The sequence below is a fragment of the Oligoflexus sp. genome, from assembly GCF_035638955.1.
GTDB lineage: Bacteria > Bdellovibrionota_B > Oligoflexia > Oligoflexales > Oligoflexaceae > Oligoflexus.
The window spans coordinates 1-16775 of record NZ_DASQYZ010000215.1 but is presented as its reverse complement, the minus strand read 5'-3'; the positions used below and the strand labels follow the sequence as shown (position 1 = coordinate 16775).

Annotated in this window: 21 protein-coding genes; 2 read left to right on the top strand and 19 right to left on the bottom strand. The window is 49.4% G+C overall.

The features are described 5' to 3' along the window. Window positions 1–28 precede the first annotated feature (28 nt). The 19 genes from VE954_RS19690 to VE954_RS19605 all read right to left on the bottom strand — a co-directional run bounded on the left by VE954_RS19690 (window position 29) and on the right by VE954_RS19605 (window position 13565). Entirely contained in the window at window positions 29–1132 is a 1104-nt protein-coding gene (locus VE954_RS19690; RefSeq protein ID WP_324955901.1) for a hypothetical protein, read from the bottom strand. Then, window positions 1129–2088, bottom strand: coding sequence for a phage late control D family protein (locus VE954_RS19685; protein WP_324955899.1), 960 nt, complete (start codon window positions 2086–2088; stop codon window positions 1129–1131). Before VE954_RS19685 ends, VE954_RS19690 begins: the two co-directional genes overlap by 4 nt. Further along, window positions 2085–2315 (bottom strand): tail protein X, encoded by a 231-nt coding sequence (locus VE954_RS44340; RefSeq protein ID WP_414699020.1) that lies wholly within the window; start codon window positions 2313–2315, stop codon window positions 2085–2087. Before VE954_RS44340 ends, VE954_RS19685 begins: the two co-directional genes overlap by 4 nt. Continuing rightward, entirely contained in the window at window positions 2299–2718 is a 420-nt protein-coding gene (locus tag VE954_RS19680) for a phage tail protein (RefSeq protein ID WP_324955897.1), read from the bottom strand. Before VE954_RS19680 ends, VE954_RS44340 begins: the two co-directional genes overlap by 17 nt. 2 nt (window positions 2719–2720) lie before the next feature. Next, window positions 2721–4976, bottom strand: coding sequence for a phage tail tape measure protein (locus VE954_RS19675; protein ID WP_324955895.1), 2256 nt, complete (start codon window positions 4974–4976; stop codon window positions 2721–2723). 1087 nt (window positions 4977–6063) lie between these two features. Then, window positions 6064–6360 (bottom strand): phage tail assembly protein, encoded by a 297-nt coding sequence (locus tag VE954_RS19670; protein ID WP_324955893.1) that lies wholly within the window; start codon window positions 6358–6360, stop codon window positions 6064–6066. Further along, the gene (locus VE954_RS19665; RefSeq protein WP_324955891.1) at window positions 6360–6872 is read right to left on the bottom strand and encodes a phage major tail tube protein; all 513 of its coding nucleotides are present in this window, start codon (window positions 6870–6872) and stop codon (window positions 6360–6362) included. The genes VE954_RS19670 and VE954_RS19665 overlap by 1 nt, the downstream gene beginning before the upstream one ends. Before the next feature lie 13 nt (window positions 6873–6885). Further along, window positions 6886–7629, bottom strand: coding sequence for a phage tail sheath subtilisin-like domain-containing protein (locus tag VE954_RS19660; protein ID WP_324955889.1), 744 nt, complete (start codon window positions 7627–7629; stop codon window positions 6886–6888). Continuing rightward, window positions 7622–8113, bottom strand: a complete 492-nt coding sequence (locus tag VE954_RS19655; RefSeq protein ID WP_324955887.1) for a hypothetical protein — start codon at window positions 8111–8113, stop codon at window positions 7622–7624. Before VE954_RS19655 ends, VE954_RS19660 begins: the two co-directional genes overlap by 8 nt. Before the next feature lies 1 nt (window position 8114). Further along, window positions 8115–8516: a hypothetical protein gene (locus VE954_RS19650; RefSeq protein ID WP_324955885.1), complete on the bottom strand. Its 402-nt coding sequence runs from the start codon at window positions 8514–8516 to the stop codon at window positions 8115–8117. Next, entirely contained in the window at window positions 8513–9343 is an 831-nt protein-coding gene (locus VE954_RS19645) for a hypothetical protein (protein WP_324955883.1), read from the bottom strand. The genes VE954_RS19650 and VE954_RS19645 overlap by 4 nt, the downstream gene beginning before the upstream one ends. After that, window positions 9340–9666, bottom strand: coding sequence for a hypothetical protein (locus tag VE954_RS19640; RefSeq protein ID WP_324955881.1), 327 nt, complete (start codon window positions 9664–9666; stop codon window positions 9340–9342). Before VE954_RS19640 ends, VE954_RS19645 begins: the two co-directional genes overlap by 4 nt. Then, window positions 9663–9851 carry a hypothetical protein gene (locus tag VE954_RS19635; protein WP_324955879.1) on the bottom strand — a complete coding sequence of 63 codons (189 nt, stop codon included), beginning with the start codon at window positions 9849–9851 and terminating at the stop codon, window positions 9663–9665. Before VE954_RS19635 ends, VE954_RS19640 begins: the two co-directional genes overlap by 4 nt. Before the next feature lies 1 nt (window position 9852). After that, a complete protein-coding gene (locus VE954_RS19630; protein WP_324955878.1) occupies window positions 9853–10434 on the bottom strand; it encodes a phage baseplate assembly protein V in 582 nt (193 codons plus the stop codon). Then, window positions 10434–10862, bottom strand: a complete 429-nt coding sequence (locus VE954_RS19625; RefSeq protein WP_324955876.1) for a hypothetical protein — start codon at window positions 10860–10862, stop codon at window positions 10434–10436. The genes VE954_RS19630 and VE954_RS19625 overlap by 1 nt, the downstream gene beginning before the upstream one ends. Continuing rightward, a complete protein-coding gene (locus tag VE954_RS19620) occupies window positions 10849–11133 on the bottom strand; it encodes a hypothetical protein (RefSeq protein ID WP_324955874.1) in 285 nt (94 codons plus the stop codon). The genes VE954_RS19625 and VE954_RS19620 overlap by 14 nt, the downstream gene beginning before the upstream one ends. A gap of 13 nt (window positions 11134–11146) precedes the next feature. Further along, complete coding sequence (locus tag VE954_RS19615; RefSeq protein WP_324955873.1) at window positions 11147–12175, bottom strand: major capsid protein; 1029 nt, start codon at window positions 12173–12175, stop codon at window positions 11147–11149. Between the two features lie 6 nt (window positions 12176–12181). Further along, a complete protein-coding gene (locus VE954_RS19610; RefSeq protein WP_324955872.1) occupies window positions 12182–12565 on the bottom strand; it encodes a head decoration protein in 384 nt (127 codons plus the stop codon). Window positions 12566–12572: 7 nt separating this feature from the next. Then, a complete protein-coding gene (locus VE954_RS19605) occupies window positions 12573–13565 on the bottom strand; it encodes a S49 family peptidase (protein WP_324955871.1) in 993 nt (330 codons plus the stop codon). On the opposite strand from VE954_RS19605, the gene VE954_RS19600 reads away from it, so the two are divergent. Further along, window positions 13543–14553 (top strand): outer membrane protein, encoded by a 1011-nt coding sequence (locus VE954_RS19600; protein ID WP_324955870.1) that lies wholly within the window; start codon window positions 13543–13545, stop codon window positions 14551–14553. The two genes, VE954_RS19605 and VE954_RS19600, sit on opposite strands and share 23 nt — an antisense overlap. 228 nt (window positions 14554–14781) lie before the next feature. Beyond that, window positions 14782–16095, top strand: coding sequence for a hemolysin family protein (locus VE954_RS19595; RefSeq protein WP_324955869.1), 1314 nt, complete (start codon window positions 14782–14784; stop codon window positions 16093–16095). The last annotated feature ends 680 nt before the right edge of the window (window positions 16096–16775 follow it).

Below are 16775 nucleotides of genomic sequence, written 5' to 3'. Positions count from 1 at the left end.
TTTCCTCTAAAATTATTCTGAGTGAAGGTTAAATTTTGCAGCAAACGGCCGTTGCAGAGATGGTAGTATTCAGGCTGACAGACCCTTTAAAGCCAAAATCGCATTGGTAGAAGTTGTCTTCAGGAAACGGCATGGACGATTGGATGTACACTTCATCACCAGATCCAGCTGAAACGTAGCATCCACCGCCTGTCATTATTTCGCCTGCAGAGCATTCAGCGACAACGTTGCGCCCACTGGCTAAAGTGGATTCAACAAAATTAGACCTGCAGCCAGAGAACGAACCTTTTGGGCCTTCGGGTCCACGGTCGCCCTTCTCACCATTGGGACCTTGAACGCCGGCAAGTCCAGTGTCACCTTTAAGTCCAGTATCACCTTTGTCGCCTTTGTCGCCTTTGTCACCTTTCAAACCCGCTTCACCTTTATCCCCTTTGAGTCCGGTCTCGCCACGGTCGCCTTTTTCACCTTGAAAGCCTCTTGGCCCTCGCAGTTCCTCGACCAACTTCTTGTAGCCCCCGCAATCAATGAATCCATTTTCAATCTTGCAGGACTCACCTTTGTCGCCCTTGGCTCCTTGCAAACCTTGAGGCCCTATTGGTCCAATATCGCCTTGAGGACCTTGCACGCCTTCTGGCCCACGAATGCCCTGCGATCCTTGAATACCCTGAAGTCCGCGATCACCCTTTGGTCCTCGCAGGGTCTCTAAAGTGACAACAGATTCGCCGCAAATAATTGAATCCTGAGTGATGGTACAGCCTTCACCTTGATCACCTTTAGGACCTTGAACCCCTTGCGGCCCAAGCAGGTTTTCCGTGCTGCCTTGCCACTCTCCTTTTTGATTGATGACGGGCTGACCTCCAATATAGAGCGCATCGGCATTGAGCTTTCCTTTGACGTTGGTGTTGCCCTTTTCAACGTCGATAATCAGAGCAGGTGGACATTTATCGGGGTTGTTGCAAGGGCTGTTATCCTTCGGCAAGCGCCTGATGACGATATCGCGACCCCTCTGAGCGTTAACAAACTCGTTGCTTGTCCAGATATTCTCATCGACAGGCAGACGCTTATCAGGAAATTCCTGGGCAAGCGCAATTGAAGACATGAAAAACAAAAAAATACTAAAGAACTTGATCAAGATACTTTACCTTCTGAGGTGATTTTTGATGTGTAGCCGCTATGGTCCAGGATGTGTTCAACAGAACTGATCATCCATTCGCCATCGATCTGAGGTCGCAGGTCTTCGATTGAGCACCGTCCTCCAGCATAGAGCAGAGGATTTCCCGGCACTGTGACAGACAATCGAGAAGACAGACGTTTGAGCTTTTTAAATTTGGCATCAGCGGCCACGCGTGCCGATGCCTCATCCTTCATTAAAAATTTTATGGCATGAACTCTTCCTTCCTTTCCAGAGATAACAGACTTTTCACGAGCTGAATTCCTATCCCACCAAAAGGCCTTAACTCCTGAGTAAACTGGGTCTGAAACATATTTGAAGTCATAGTCGATAGGTTTCCTAATAGTTACAGGCTTGATTCGTGAACCATTGGGTGTTGTAGCTGAATCCCGATCAAAGAAAATGAGATGATCCCGCTGGATCTTAAAAATGCATTCATAGTGCTCAGCCAAACGCGCGAGAAAAGCTGCATCACTCTCGGTTTGGTCTTCGTGAGGAACTTTTATTCGTGAACAATCAGGATCAATTGCAGCCTTTAGCCCATGGGTTTTACAAATCTCAATTAAGACTTTCTCAAGCGTACCCGGTCGCCATGATTTCTTTTTCGGAATCTTCAGCGACGGATAGCAGTCGATCACGCCTGCTTCAATGGTAGCGGTTGCTGGCGGACCTTTAAGCGAAATAGGTCGCGCTGCGTACAGACCAAGATCATAGAGTTCTTCGTCGTAGCCGACCCATACTTCGAGGCGCGTCCCTTCCTTTGGGGCCACGATTGGCGGGTTATCAGAAAGCTGGAGCTGTATCGAATCGCATTCAAATCCTGCTTCGTCTTTAACTGTGAGGCCAAGAAATCGCTTTCGAATCTCACGGGTAAGGTCTTCGCCATTTGCATTTATTTTGAACCGGGGTATCGTCAATTGAATAATCTCTGCGGTGTTTTTGTTCTGGTTAGTTCGGGAATATCAGGCAAAAGGATCGTTTCCCGCTTCTCCAGCCTCGCCGCTCGACCAAAATCATCAAACAGTCCGAGCTGGCTTGGATTTGCAGCCAGGACTGCTTCGACAGAGCCTCGGGAGAATCCATAATGGTGGAAGCATATCAAATCGATCTCATCATCATCTTTAAGTTCATATATCTGCGGCATAGCTCTCGAGTTCCAAGGTAAATTCAACTTTCAAAGGTCGCCCGTCATCTATGAAAAGCGTTCGATTATCTTTGGCGGACAAAATGATCCAAAGACCCAGGTTCTGGCCACTTTCGCTGTCCGCCGCGATCAAGCGATAAGGAACACCAGCCCTTCCCATGGTCCGCAACTCTGAAATTTGGCTAAGATTTCCTCTGTAATGCGGATACATGACCCCCGAAATTGTGATCTTTTCGCCGTTGGTGCCTAGAAACTGCCTGAGCGGTTCGGCACCAATTCTTTTCAGCTCGGCCCAGTTGAACGATGTCTCCCGATCAAATTTCTGAAAAGAAATGCCTTTGGGTTCAAAAATGAGGTCCCCAAGCTTCGCAAGGAAGCCTGACTTTATGAGTGGAATATCCATTCCTAGAATCCTAGTGAGTCAGCAAACGAAAAATTCGCAGGCTTGAATCCTTCGGTCATATGTGATTTGATCCTGCTCGCTATCTGCCCTGGCGCTTCTTCTCCTCCAGTCACCGCGATTTCAAATCGTTGGTTCAGGTTATAGTTCTGTTCCTTATTCATGGCGTATGGTTGAAATCTTGACGATGAAATCTCTGGAATGTTCGCACCAACCGGAAACCTTGGAGGGGCAATATTCTTGAGCAGGTCAGTGTCGTTGTTCTCAAAATCGAAGAATTTACCGATCGCTTTAAAGACTGGCTCCAGTTGGTCCAGAAGCTTTTTAAAATAGGCAACGATCGGATCCCAGTTTTTGATTATCGCGCCAAGTGGTGTGAACTGCGCAACCGGCTCGATGACTTTCCAAACTGCTTTGAAAATTTGTTTAAGCTGTTCCCACTTGACTTTAATATATGCCATGATCCCGTCCCAGTTCTTGTAGACGGCAATTGCCAACGGGACTAAAGCCGCAGCAGCAAGGATGATAAGAGCTACCGGATTTTTACTCGCTACAAGGTTCCAGGCCTTTTGAGCCACAGTTATGATTTGTAGAGCACCGTTCAGGGTCCACAGTGCTGTTTTGTAGGCAAGCACAACACCTTTACTAAGAAGCAGGCCAGCAGCAAGGTAGCCAACCCACTTGACCAAAGTCTGGTGATTGGTGGCGAGCCCCGAGACTTTCAGCATGCCGTCTGCTATAACCTTCATAAGATCAGAGAGTGCTGGCAGAAAAACCGCCCCTGCTGAAATCCCGGCAGCTTCCAAGGCTGACTGCATTGTTTTCCAGGCTCCGACCGTGGTTTCATTTAGTCTTTTTGAGATTTCTTCAGCAGAGTTGGTTTTCTCCAATGCATCCGTGAGCCCCTGGAATTTCTCGCCACCCTCTGCAGCTTCATTCATGAGAGTTTTCAACTCTGTCCTGGTTTTGGAAAATAGAACTGAAATCGCCTCCAATCTCTTTGCCTCTGGTAGACCTGCGAGGGCAGATTCAATTTCCTTGGTCAGTTGGTCATTCGACTTCTGCTGTTTATCCGATCCCATATGGGAAATATTCAAGGACTTTAACTTCGCTTCCGCTTCCTTCGAACTAAGATCCAGTTCTGTTTTGTCGATCGAGGGCTTTATTTTGAAGATTTCGTTGAATCTCTTGTCAAAATCGGTACCTTTCAGACCATCGAATGCCTTGGCGAATTCAGCAACATTCGCTCCCTTGGCTCCGTCTTTGAATGCGATACCGAACTTGTCTTGAAGCACCTTCAAGTCGCCACTTGTCATGCTGTCCTGAATATATTTGAGAGATTCACGGAAAGCTGGTGCGAGCTGTAGCTTTTTTATTTCAAATTCGAGCTGGCCTGCGCCTGCTTTTCCGAGCAGCTCTGTAGCACCCGCTGCAGCCTCTTCGCCAAAAATGTCTTTAATATATTTGGCGCGGTCGGCGGTTCCCATCTTGGCTAGTTTTTTATTCAGATTTTCGAGAATTTCCGGCATGGGCAAAAGATTTTTCTTTGCGTCCTTGGTTGCCACCCCAAGTTTTTCCAATGCCTCCCGTCCCCCCGCTGGTGGAGAGGCCAGGCGTTGATACATCGCCCTTAGAGCTGTACCAGCCATTGATCCTTGAATGCCTACATTGCCCAGCAAACCCGAAGCTGCAGCCACTTCTTCGAGCGAAGCGCCCAAGCCGGACGCAACCGGGGCCACATATTTCATTGTTTCAGCCAGGTCCCGGAGGTCGGTATTCGACGAGATAAAGGTTGCCGTCATCGCATTCGCAACCCGCCCCATTTCCGTTGCATCAAGGCTGAATCCGGCCAACATGTTCGAGGCCATCTCAGCAGTTTCGCTGAGACCTGTATCACCGGCAGCGGCGAGATTGAGAACCCCTCCCAACGAATCAGCAATTTCCTGAACACTGAATCCAGCCTGAGCAAGGAATGATTGTGCTGACGCCGCTTCCGAGGATGAAAAGATTGTGGTGTCACCCAGTTTCCTCGCTTCGGCTTCCAGCATCTTCATTTCGCTGGAAGTGGCCATCGTCTGGGCACCGACCTTTGCCATGGCATGCTCAAACTGTGCGGCAAGCTTGATAGGTGCCGCCAGCGCCATACCCATACCGGCAACCTCAAATGCACCACCAACGATGTCGCCTCTGAGTTCACGCCCCCGCTCAGCCGCCCTCTTGCCACGAGAAGCCAGATCCTGGGTACGTTTGGTTTTGGCCATGGCAGCAGCCAGTTCGCCTTCAAGTCTGGTCAGGTTCTTTGTGTCGTGACCCGCGGCCTTCAGAGCCTCTTCATACTCTTTGATTGACGCGGTTTGCGTTTTGAAGGCTGTCGTCGTCTGGCTCAGCTCGTCTTCAGTATCTGCCAGCTTGTCGGCATGCGAACCCAGTTCCTTATTTGCCGTCTTCAGGATCGCTACCTGGGCTGTTAGAGCCTGTTTCGACTTCTGGTGTTCCCGGCTCAGCTGGATATGCTCAGCCCGGAGCTGCGAGAGTTTAGCCTTCTGATCAGCAATGGATACTGCCGTCGTATCGAAAACACTCCCAAGGTCCCTGGCACGGGCCGCTGCTGTGGCCTTGGCGTTCGATAGCTGTTCAAGCTCAGCCTTGAGTGAGGCGACCTTTAATGCATTGCCGGCAGTAGATGAGGCATTCTCGGCCAGTTGAGTGGAATTCTGGGCCGATGCTCTTGAAAGCTCATCCAGCGACCTGGTTGTCTTCGAAATCACCGATTCCAGAGCCCGTTCCTGCGTCTGGGCATCAGTAAGCTCCAATGAGCGCTTCATCTGAGCTGCTGCGGCGGCGGATATTGCCGCTTTGGCCTCGGCCATCGCCTGGGATGACTTTGCCACCAGAGCCTGCTGCTGGCGTTCTGCTTCCGAAAGCTGGACCACTGTTAGGGTATGAGTTTCAACCGCAGATCTGGCCGAGTCGTGTGCAGCTTTCAGATCGGGGATCTTTGCAGTTAATTCGCCAATGCGGGACTCGAGATTTTTGGTCGCGACCTGGAGTCCCTGAAGACTTCCAATATCTCTTGAAGTCGCAGCAAGTTCGGCGATGCGGCCCTTGAGTTTGGATATCCGTTCGCCCGCCGTGGAAAATATCGATCCAAAGGACTCCTGGAAGGATGCAGCAATCTCAACCATTACGCGTTTTCTATCAGTCACTCAGCATTCACCCATACGTCATCCGATGACGAATTCGAATTATCGCCATCGTCAAGTGCCGAAATCCAGAAGACACATTCGTCTTCGCTCATCTTCAAAGTCTCAGTAGCGCGAAATCCATATTCGCGATGAAGAAGTCTTACTACTTTCGCAATGTTTTTCTCTTCGGCTGAGGCAGCGGCTTTTTTCCTGCTGAATCCTCAAACAAACGCCGAACAGCTTGCGTTACCCGTTCAAAGTCAGCGATGGAGATTCGATCAAACGCCACCTCTGGCATTTCACAAAGAGCAGCACAAAGGGCAATTCCGACTTCATCACCCTGAAGTCCCTGATATTTTGCATAGAGGCGGCGATGACCCAGCTGGAGGTAATCAGGAATATTGATTGAATCGTAACGCACGCCGTCATACTCAAATGGATTTCGCAGTTTCAGTTCCATCAGGTCCTCAGTGCTTTGCGAATCGAGGACCCATAATCCACGCCGCTAATAAATTGAATTCCGTTTTCGAGATCGATGTTTATGAGCGGAACATCACCGATAGAGAATGAGTATCGGTTGACTGCCATTTCAATAGTCAGGTTTGCAGCCTTGGGATCGCCTGGTTTCCAGGTTCCAAAGTCGAGTCCCTTGATCCATCCCTGCATCAAAGCTGTCAGGGGTTCCGCGTCGCCACCCTGGGGTTGACGGGCTCCAGTGACAAGAGTCGTCACGTATCCGCCCACTGAAAAACCAGTGGCAAGCAGAATCTCCGAAGGGATTTCGAGTAATTTGAGCGTGGATTCCAGCTTTTCGAGAGAAACACCGATTTCAAGAGGACCGTGCATAGCGGACGCCTGAAATTCCTCTGTTTTGACCTTGATTTTTGGAAGGGTGACTTCCTCCGCACGCAGTTTGTAGTTGAATCCATTTACCTGGACGTTAAAATTCTTTAAAAATTTGGGTAGAGGCAAAACTTGTCCTTGATCAATTCACGATATTTTCGAGAAATTTGTCTGTAATTTGTTCTTCGAAGGTCAGGGTCTCAGAGACAGGTGATGGAGTGTACGAATAAACAAAAGTCGCCTTGCCATCGAAAAGATTCTCTGGCGTATTGGCTTCTGCCTTTGCGTAGCAGATGCCACCCGCGATGGCACCCAGAACCTGAAGATCAGCAAGGTAAGCATTGACGCTGGCGGTGACCGTTTCGAAGTACGTCCGGGTCAAATTCCTGGCAACTGCGTATGCGTGTGAAGAGATCAGAGCCTCCTTGATGGCATCCGAAATTCGGACCTTTTGAAGCTGATTCGTCTTGAGGTCTGTCTGATCGCCGGTTCCTCTTACACCCCAAAGTCTGAAGCCGTTGAGGCGAACGATTGTCGCAACTTGAATTGAGTTGAGCAGCTGACCTTCTGAGTCGGGGTCATCAAGTGCAAACGATATTGGGCGGGAGGTTCCAACAATCCCACTAATTTCCTTGTTTGACGGACTTTCCCAGAAATTTATCGTGGCCATGATTCCGGCAGCGTGTGCGCTCGCTGGGACATCCAACAATGCATCCTTTAGAAATTCCTTTGCAGCAGGGCTTACCAAATAGAGCCGTTCGGAACCATTGGCAACGCGGTACTCCTTTTCCTTACCCGATGGAGCATCAGCGACCACGACCGCGTTAAGCCTTCGAGCCACACTTTTTAAAGACGATACAATTGGATCTGCGAGAATATCAGCCATTTACTTTTTCTCTTTCGCGGTTGGTGACTGTGCGCTCTTTGGTTACGATTTCAGCCATGCGCAGCGGAGTAGGGTTAGGAGTAGGATTAGGAATCAAAGCCGTATGGCCAGGAGCACAAAGCAGTTTCGGTTTGTAGGAAGTAACGGCCTCAGCTTCGAGGAGCTTTTCTATGGCGCGACTGACATCCGATACGGAGCCGGATTGGGAGCGAACCACAATCACAACCCGCGCACCCTGGGCAAAGATCGCCCGCACCGAGAGATACAAGGTGCCAGTGTCAGCCGTCTCAGGTTTGGGCCTTATGGCAATCAGAGCCGTTTCTTTTTTCAGATACGCTACTGGTGTATCGACCGTCAGCGCATCAGATGGTGCATCGGCAGTACCAACAACTCCTACAACCGCCTGGTTTGGTGTGAGGACGACGCGAACTTCGCCGTCGCCTTTTACGACTCGTATGCCGTGGACATAATCTTGATCGGACAAACTAAACACTCACTGACTGATCGTTGTGGAATATGCGCTTAAGAGTGGCTGCGGCAGGTGCAGACTGCCGGCAGGCGCTCTGAATGGCTGAAATTTGCAGGCTATTGAATTTCTTTCCGGGATTTACTTCGTAAGAGGTGCGGGACAGCCTGATAAACTCTGGAGCCGGAAAACCCACCCAGGTCATGGCCAGCTTCATCGAGAAGAGCGTGCCTCTATACTTCAAAAACTTTGCTATATCTTTGAAAATAACTTCCAAATCGACAATATATTGCTCAAGATCGCCCAGCGAAAATTCCCATAGAAGAGCCTCGTGGAATCTCGAATTTCGACCATTCCTGACTGGGATGATCAGCTCGGGCGAATAGCTCGGATAGACAAATTTAAAGTGTTTCTCGATCAAGATGCAGCCTGCTTTATAACAATAGTTCCGGGGACGATATACTCATTACGGTTCACGGTGATATCGCTGATAGGAGTGGAAATGCTTATCGAATCGATGCCGTTTACATGCAGCTGCGAGTACGCCCAGGACAAAGGCATTGGCCATCCAAGGCGCGAGACTTCGGCAAGCGCGTCCCTGAAAGTAACCTGAAGGTTTGTGAGCAGAGCAACGCCTTTGCCGCGCGACAGCCTGGCTTCGGCGACGAGATTCACCCTCTTTGGCAAAGCCGCTCGTACTTCGAAAATGTCAAACGCGGGTTTAATATGCTCCTGGGCGATAAATGCAGTAACCTTGCCGACTATCTGGGTCATATCGGGGGACAGTTTTGCATTTGGCTGCAGGTGAATGACAATTTTGTCGCCTTCAATCTCGGCCAGGGCATCGACAATCAGAAAGTCATCCTTCGATTTGGCTTCCTGATTGGCTGCAGCCAGGGCCAGTGAACGATACATTTCGAGTGGGCCGGCTGGGGACGCCATATGAATGTTGAGCCTGATTCTTTCACGGAAAGCTTCGGGGGTTTCCCCTTCGCGCCTCATGCCGAACATTATGAAGTCAAGATCCTGTGAGAAGCGGAGGAGTTGGGCGCTTCCAGCTGCATTTATTCGTGCTCTGACCATAAGCTCGGTCATTGACAGCTCTGACAGCACCCGAAAAGTGGGATCAATCGGCACTGGGGTTTCAAATGATGGCATCTCTTCCTGATAGCTGGACGTGAAGCGCTCAAGCTTCTCCAAAAAGATGCGTTCATAGTTCAAGTCTTCTACAAGCAGAGGAATTTTCATGGAGTCACGCTATTTACTGAGAATACCGATTGCTGCCACTGAATCGAAACGGAAGTATTGAGTTGGCCATCGCTCGGAGCTGAATTCACAGCCACAACTTTGACTTTCGGCAAAAGGCTTTCTATCCCCTGTACAATCTCGGCTGTCAGGCTCAGCATCCAGACATCGGTTGTTGATGCGGCGATGTATGGTTGAACATCAGGCCCGACTTCTCTGTGCATGAGCATGGAGTATTTTGGCGATTTTAGAATACGGCGGACACACTGCCTAACATACCTTTCGCCGCCAATCACTTTACCAGTGATTTCGTCCGTACCAGTCACTGTATTTTCCCTTCAGTAATAGGCCCGCCACCGCTCGGGGCAAGTCCCACCACTACGGCGTTTTCTATCAAATATTCCTCCATGTTTTCAGCGAATACGGCCCATGCTTTCTCATAGCTGTCCGCGTTTTTCATCGTGTCGGCCATTTTTTTGCCTAGCGCTGCAGCACTTCCTTTTAAAGGCATACTATTTCTTAAAGCTCGCTATCTTTTTACTGATCGGTGGAAGATTCGCTGCGTTTTCCGTGGACAACTGAGGACCAAAGAGCGTAGGCGTTTTGGATTTGGTGACAATATCGAATGCTTCGAGCACGAGCGAAATCAGCTCCCCCTCCTCGTTTCTAATCGCGACAGTCTTCACATTGAATTCAAGCTCGTCGCATCTGAACCTTATCTTTAAACCCGAATCGCGGGAGATCGTGAGGGTATGGCTCTTAGCATCATATGAATAAACCATATCGTCAGAATATTTCCGCATGGAAACGTTTGGATCTTTCGAAGGGCTGACCTGAGTACCGGAATAAACGCCTGTGAGCACGAAGCCGGCAGCCAATTCACCACCCGGCGATAAAATGATACAGGATTCGCCCGGTGATGGCGGGTCCCAGTCAATGGTGCCCCAGGCCCGCCGCTGGAAAAATGGGAGCCATTCGGTTTCCAAATCTCCTGACTCAACCCGTACCAAAGCGGCTTCGTGGTCAATTTCCTTGATGATCCCAGGCAGGATAAGGTTCGATAGTCTCCTGCTCAGTTCTGATATCTCCCGCATTAGGTTGTCTCCGGTTCCTCGCTCAGGTATTTCAGCCGATAGGTTTGCTGAGCAGCTGCAATTACTGAATCCCCATCAGCTTCGATCACAAAATCGGCCCGTTCGAGGTCGATTGAGGTCAGAAGTGATTCAAGACCTTGATCCGCCAGCAGGGCTTCTTCGATCTTATCTGCAAGGTCAAAAACCTCGTCTTCAGGATCTGTCTTGGGCAGAACTGCGACCTCCACTCTCATTTCCAGCTCTCTTTCCTGGGAATCTCCAACCTTCTCCAGGAGCCTTTCGCTCGGGAAATAGAGCAGAGCAGCAGGCAGATCTTCGATCGCCAGAGCCGCAGTTCGGGCGCTGAAGCGATTTATCGGCACCTGGACCCTGAGAATGTCCCGAATTCTCTCGCGGATTTTTCTTCGTATGACCCTAGAATTTCCCATGTGTAATCGCTTCACCTGATGCCTGCTTTTCAAGAGTGATTTCGAGCAATCCGACCCCGGAATTCATGATTTCTTTGACGAAATATTTCTCGCCAGTGGATTCAAGGGTCACAATTTTCCGGGACGCGACAAAGGGTGCATCTTCGATCGAGATAAGGGCCACTGCCTTGGTCGGCAGCGCTGACGGCTTTAAGGCAGTGGATCTCTCGCTGTACTCGAAGAAGTCAGCCTCAATTTTTTTGCCCGATTGGGTAACAAGGTTGTCGTCCATGCGAGTTGGGACATCATGCAACCTTCATAAGACAGGTCGCGTTCGTGTCATAAGGCACAAGAAGCGGCGCTGACTGAATCATGATATACCTGTGCGATGGATCATCAGTTTCCCAGGATTTAAGGAAGAACTGCCTTGCACTGATTTCCGCTTTCAAATCCTTGATGGCCCCAAAGTGCCTTACACCTTCAATGCTTTTGCCCATAAGCATGGCCTCGGTGGGTTCGAGAAAGCGCTTTTCAATACCTTCATCGAGATAGCGGCCGTAATGCACAAAAACGTCATAGTCGCCGAAGCGGCCTTTATACTGAATCTCCTGGGACTGCTCTGTAGGAGTCAGGACTATGGTGCTATCGACGTTACGCAGGAGTTCAGCCGATTTTCTTACTTCCGCATTCGCCCGGAACAAATTCCACGCCGTAGGACCCATTATAAGGTCAGTCGCTCGAGCTGCTTTATTGGACTTCTCGCGTATCAGGCCGCTTTTTTCTTCTAAAAATTCCGTCATCTTAAGGTTCACGTTTGACCATTTTTCAGTGTCACCTTTCAGCTCGATTGTGAGGGCAAGATCACGCCCGAAATCGACCACCTCATCAAAGCCTTCGCCTTTGATCACGACCTTTCCAGTCTTGCAGACTTCAGCAGCCATCACTTCCAGGCGATTGTTGAGACGTTCGCGAAGACGGTTCACGTCGTTGATGACATGAAGCCTCATGCGCTGCTCGTTGGACATGGTGCCGCCAAACGCTTCGCCGGCCATTCGCTTCAAAGGAAGCTCAGGATCATGAATTACCCGCTCTTTAACGTAGGCAGGTTTATAGGATTTGGTCTTGTAACCTCTATGCGTCAGGATTTTGCCTTCATGCAAGGGATGCACGTATGGGGTGATCCCTTCAGAATGATCGACAAGATCAAAAAAGACTTCTTCGGTCTCGTGGGTAATTTCTTCCTTGAAAAACCTGTTCAGGAAGAAACGCGGCTGAGCACGAAGACGCTGGACAACACGATCAAGATGATAAGTAGAGTATAGAGGCAGCGACAAATTACATTAACCTTCGATAAAAATTGAGCGGGTTTCGAGTTCGGATTTCATTGAGACAAGTGAATGGCCTTTACCTATTTTCAGACCTGCGGCGCGAAAAGAGCCCGTTCTGTAAGCAATGGTTGGCTTGTCTTCGCCTGTGGTATCCATATCTTCGGCGAGGATTCTTAGCGGCTGCTCACTGCCATCTGTGACCGGGTCGTTATTCCCAGCAACTTTTGCCGATAATACGAATTTCCCGTTTGCGGTCTTGCGTCCAAGAACCGCGCCTCGTTGGAGAACCTGACCGGCTTCGAGGGTGATCGATTCAGACTTGAGCGGAAAGTCTCCCCCGATAAGATCGAGCGGCGAGTATTCACTTTGGTCTTTAAATGCTGGTGCGTATCCCATTCAAACCTCAAGATAGAGCGACAAGGCCAAGGCTTGCAGCCTGGCGAAGGTCAGATTCAAAGGCATCATCTTCTGCTTTAACAGGCTTCCCTGAGACGGGCATGAGGGCATCATCGGCCTTTTTGAGTTCTGAAAGCCTTTGCGTCCGATCTTCATCAGACCTGCTGAGAATTTGCAGAGCAGCTTGCTCAACCGTCAACCCTTCAGCAATGAGGTTGTCGGTAAACTCTGGCGACACCCGGCCCCTGGCTATTGCCTGGATGCCGAGGATACGATCAGATTCGATGCGCCGCGCCTCAGCGGTGGCCTTTGCAATTTCGTCAGAGTTGAAATTCGGCGGATTGATGGTTTCTTTTTCGATGGTTTCCTGGATGGACAAGAGCGTTCCTTCAAACGAATTTATAGAGTCGATCATCCCTCGCTCGAGGGCTGAATTTCCGATATAGAGAGATCCTTGGCCGAATTTTTCGAGAACTGTTTCTGGACTTAGAGCCCGGTTCCGGGCCACTTTCTGAACAAAGATCGAGCCGAGACCGTCCACCATGCGCTGGATTTCGGTGGCCCCAGCATCGGTGGCTGGGTCCTGATTTTTGTTTGGTGACACAGAGCTGACAAATTTCAGTTCACCAGAATTGTTTCTGGACCTGACTACGACCTGAGCCCCGATGCTTCCGACGAAGGCTGTCTCTTCGGCAAAAATTTTGTCCGCCGCTGATGCGAGCCAATAGGCTGCGGATGCACCCATACCACCGATATAGGCATGGATTGGTTTTCGACCCCGAGCGGCATAAACATGCTCCGCCAGTTCTGAAATTCCGTTGGCTTCGCCGCCTGGGGAGTCGATCGATAGCAGAATGGCTTTCACAGAAGGATTGTCGATCAGGGCCTGGAGGTCGCGGAGAACTATTTCGTAGCTCGTCGCGCCGCATACTTCTGTGAAGAGATTCGCTCGTTTGAATGTTGGCCCGGAAATAGGAATGATTCCGACACCATCACGCACGGTCGAAGCCTGGGCATTGGGTGCCCGCTTGCCGAGCGACTTTTCAAGAGTGTTTATTTCCGTGGATCTGGATGCCAATGAAATTAGGGTGTTCAGCCCTTCTTCAGTGATGGCCCACTGCGATCCAACGATATATGAGAGTGCAAAACCCAAGGCATTCCTCCGCGACTTCGCCAACCATAATCGACTTGGAGTTGTCTGGGAATGCGGAGAAACCTTTCACATGGTCAAGAAGGGGGTGCAAACTTTCTCCGCATCCCTTTTCGGTTTTGGATCTGCTAGACCAACTTTCGTCGGGGGATCCTCCCCTAAATTTCACACTGAGGTTTTTCTAGTGAAAAGCAAAGTTTTGGTAATCTGTGCTCTTTTCGTGTCTACAGGCGCTTTGGCGGGTGAACTCTCCATCAAACCAGAGGTAATTTACTCGACCTCTCAGCTCCGCCTGGGTAACGAGAAATTCACAACTGTAAGTGGCGCAACTCTTAGCAGCGATGTTTCAAACTCGCGTTTTGTTAAAGGTTTGGGCGGTGCGTTGAACCTGGAGTATGAGCTGAACGATCGGATTAGGGCTGGCGCTGGTGTGGGGCATGTCAGCTACAACGAGCAGCACGGTTCGAATCAACCCAATTTTTCGGATCTTTTTGGGAAGGCACAGCTTTCCTATGATTTCCTGAAGGTCGGCGATCTGTCCGCTTACGCGGCGGGTGGCGCAAGCTATCACATGGTCAGCCTCAATACCGAGCGGGGCGAAGGCTTTAAGATTGATCCGTCTGATGTCCAGCTTTGGAACTGGGATGCAGGTTTAGGTGCCCGCCTGAAAGCATCGGACAATGTAAGTTTGGGTCTTGAGTACCGTGTTACCAACACCTTTAATCATGACCGCATGAAGGTGAAGTATGCAGCAGGCGATCAAGCCTTGAAAACGGATGTGAACAGGGTCAATCTCAGCACGAACGAAGTGCTGACCTCGTTGTCGTACAATTTCTGAAATTTCATTTCCTGAATCGGGTCAGAGGCTGTTGTCTCTGACCCTTTTTTATTCCGTAAACCAAGCCAAGAATCTCTTGAACGCGCTCTTTCTGCTGGCGGGTACAGATGCGGACTATAGGCATTAGCTGCAAATCCTGCTTGCTTAAAAATTCATAACTTATCAAAATCTTAGTGTATTTCGTGTAGGATCATTGAGAACAATTACCTTTTAAGGACTTATTTACAGATGGACATGAGCACTCTGGCATTTGAACTCTTCATCATAATAGCGCTGGCTTTGTTGAACGGTGTTCTATCTATGTCAGAAATGGCGATGGTTTCAGCCAGAAAAATTCGTCTTCAGCAGGCAGCACAGAACGGCAGCACTGGAGCAAAGACGGCACTTAAACTACTGGAGCACCCTTCCCGATTTTTGGCTGCAATCCAAATTGGAATCACCATGATTGGCGTATTCGCAGGCGCTTTTGGTGGTGCAAACATGGCCGAAGAAATTGGGCGACTGTTATCGAATATTTCCTTTTTTGCTCCCTACGCATCAGCAATCGGACTTGGAAGCGTCGTCGTGCTTGTTACTCTCCTGTCCCTTATACTAGGTGAATTGGTGCCTAAGCGCTTGGCATTGGGGCACTCTGAGGGAATTGCCATATTTATGGCTAAACCTATAACATGGATTTCTTTTCTATCGCGGCCAGCTGTTCGCTTTCTAAGCGCCGCTACTGAAGGCATTTTGAAACTGTTCCGCTATCGACAGCCTGAAGATCCACCTGTTACCGATGACGAAGTCCGAATTCTTATTGAACAGGGAGCACAAGCTGGAGTATTCGAAAAAGAAGAAGAAGACATCATAAAACGCACCTTAAAACTCAGTGATCGTTCTGTATCTGAAGTCATGACGCAAAGGCTGCACCTTGTCTGTCTCGACATTGAGGACCCAGTTGATGTTCTGATGGCAAAAATCAGTTCTTCAATTCACTCTTATTTCCCAATTTTCAAAGGTGAAATCGACGAGATTGTCGGAGTGGTTTCTATCAAACATCTGTTCTCTCTTACCAGCAAAAATCTTCCGATTGATCTTGTTTCCATCATGCAGGAGCCTCTTTTTGTTCCAGACAGCATGGCAGCTCTAAAACTCCTGGGTAAGTTTAAAACGTCAGGAAAACATTTTGCCGTTGTTATAGACGAGTATGGCGGTTTAGGTGGAGTGGTGACCGCGATTGATCTATTGGAATCAATCGTTGGGGATCTGCCCTCTGAACATGGTCGGGATTCTGATAGCGCAGTGGCAAGGGAAGACGGGTCATGGCTTGTGGACGGGATTATTTTGGTCGAGGATTTGTCGGATTTCATCCCTGTTCCTGAAGTGGGCTTCTTTGAAGGCGACTATCAGACTCTCGGTGGTTTCATGATGGTTGAGTTGGGTCATGTTCCTCGACTCGGTGAAAGAATTCTTTGGAAGGGCTGGACGTTTGAAGTTATCGATATGGATGGAAATCGCGTGGATAAAGTTCTTGTCCATCCACCGACGGAGCAGGGAGGTTAGGGGTCTTGCCGACTAGGGGGACAAGCGAATTGCGGTCTTTCCAGTCACGGATATTCCAAAAATTATCAAGCTTTTGAACGCATCCCTCGCCACCATGAAAAAAAATTCCCGAACTCGCCAAAGGAAAAAGACTCCCATCCGGGAGCCCAAATTCTGCCTCGATATAATTCTGGATCTAAGTGCAATGGCAGCGTGATAGATGATCGTTGATGCAGACGGAAAGCCAATCAATTTCTTGCCCTGCATGACCGCAATGAGGGCAATTCCCAGACCCTGATAAAGCTTCTATCGATCGCTGACCGCATTTCTCACAAGCGGAAGCTATATCGATATCTTCCTGCAATTCATCAATCAGTGATTCCGATTTCGCTTGTTTTATACTTTGCATTCATTCCCTCTCGTTGTTGAGCTTCAGGAATACAAAGTCAGGAACCCCAATGTCCAAGGACATCTTGTCGAACCATGAGGACCCGGAGATAGTCGCCTCCTTTGACTAGAGCTGCCAACTTGATAGCCTCGTGCTATGCGCCTGTGCCCCGCTTTTCCTGCTTTCTGAAAAATTTCTTGACCGCAAATCACGTCCCAGGGTACCCATTCATGCGTATGGTGATCGACTGATATACGCTTGGGAGGTCGGTATGAGTCAGCCTATTTTGAGCGAGAGCACGATTGCAGCATGC

Bases quoted from the DNA above. Each gene is read 5' to 3' on its own strand.
- VE954_RS44340 (WP_414699020.1), bottom strand. From the start codon at position 2,315: ATGCCGCAGATATATGAACTTAAAGATGATGATGAGATCGATTTGATA.
- VE954_RS19680 (WP_324955897.1), bottom strand. From the start codon at position 2,718: ATGGATATTCCACTCATAAAGTCAGGCTTCCTTGCGAAGCTTGGGGAC.
- VE954_RS19675 (WP_324955895.1), bottom strand. From the start codon at position 4,976: ATGGCCAAAACCAAACGTACCCAGGATCTGGCTTCTCGTGGCAAGAGG.
- VE954_RS19670 (WP_324955893.1), bottom strand. From the start codon at position 6,360: ATGGAACTGAAACTGCGAAATCCATTTGAGTATGACGGCGTGCGTTAC.
- VE954_RS19660 (WP_324955889.1), bottom strand. From the start codon at position 7,629: ATGGCTGATATTCTCGCAGATCCAATTGTATCGTCTTTAAAAAGTGTG.
- VE954_RS19645 (WP_324955883.1), bottom strand. From the start codon at position 9,343: ATGAAAATTCCTCTGCTTGTAGAAGACTTGAACTATGAACGCATCTTT.
- VE954_RS19635 (WP_324955879.1), bottom strand. From the start codon at position 9,851: ATGCCTTTAAAAGGAAGTGCTGCAGCGCTAGGCAAAAAAATGGCCGAC.
- VE954_RS19630 (WP_324955878.1), bottom strand. From the start codon at position 10,434: ATGCGGGAGATATCAGAACTGAGCAGGAGACTATCGAACCTTATCCTG.
- VE954_RS19625 (WP_324955876.1), bottom strand. From the start codon at position 10,862: ATGGGAAATTCTAGGGTCATACGAAGAAAAATCCGCGAGAGAATTCGG.
- VE954_RS19620 (WP_324955874.1), bottom strand. From the start codon at position 11,133: ATGGACGACAACCTTGTTACCCAATCGGGCAAAAAAATTGAGGCTGAC.
- VE954_RS19610 (WP_324955872.1), bottom strand. From the start codon at position 12,565: ATGGGATACGCACCAGCATTTAAAGACCAAAGTGAATACTCGCCGCTC.
- VE954_RS19600 (WP_324955870.1), top strand. From the start codon at position 13,543: ATGATTCCGACACCATCACGCACGGTCGAAGCCTGGGCATTGGGTGCC.
- VE954_RS19595 (WP_324955869.1), top strand. From the start codon at position 14,782: ATGGACATGAGCACTCTGGCATTTGAACTCTTCATCATAATAGCGCTG.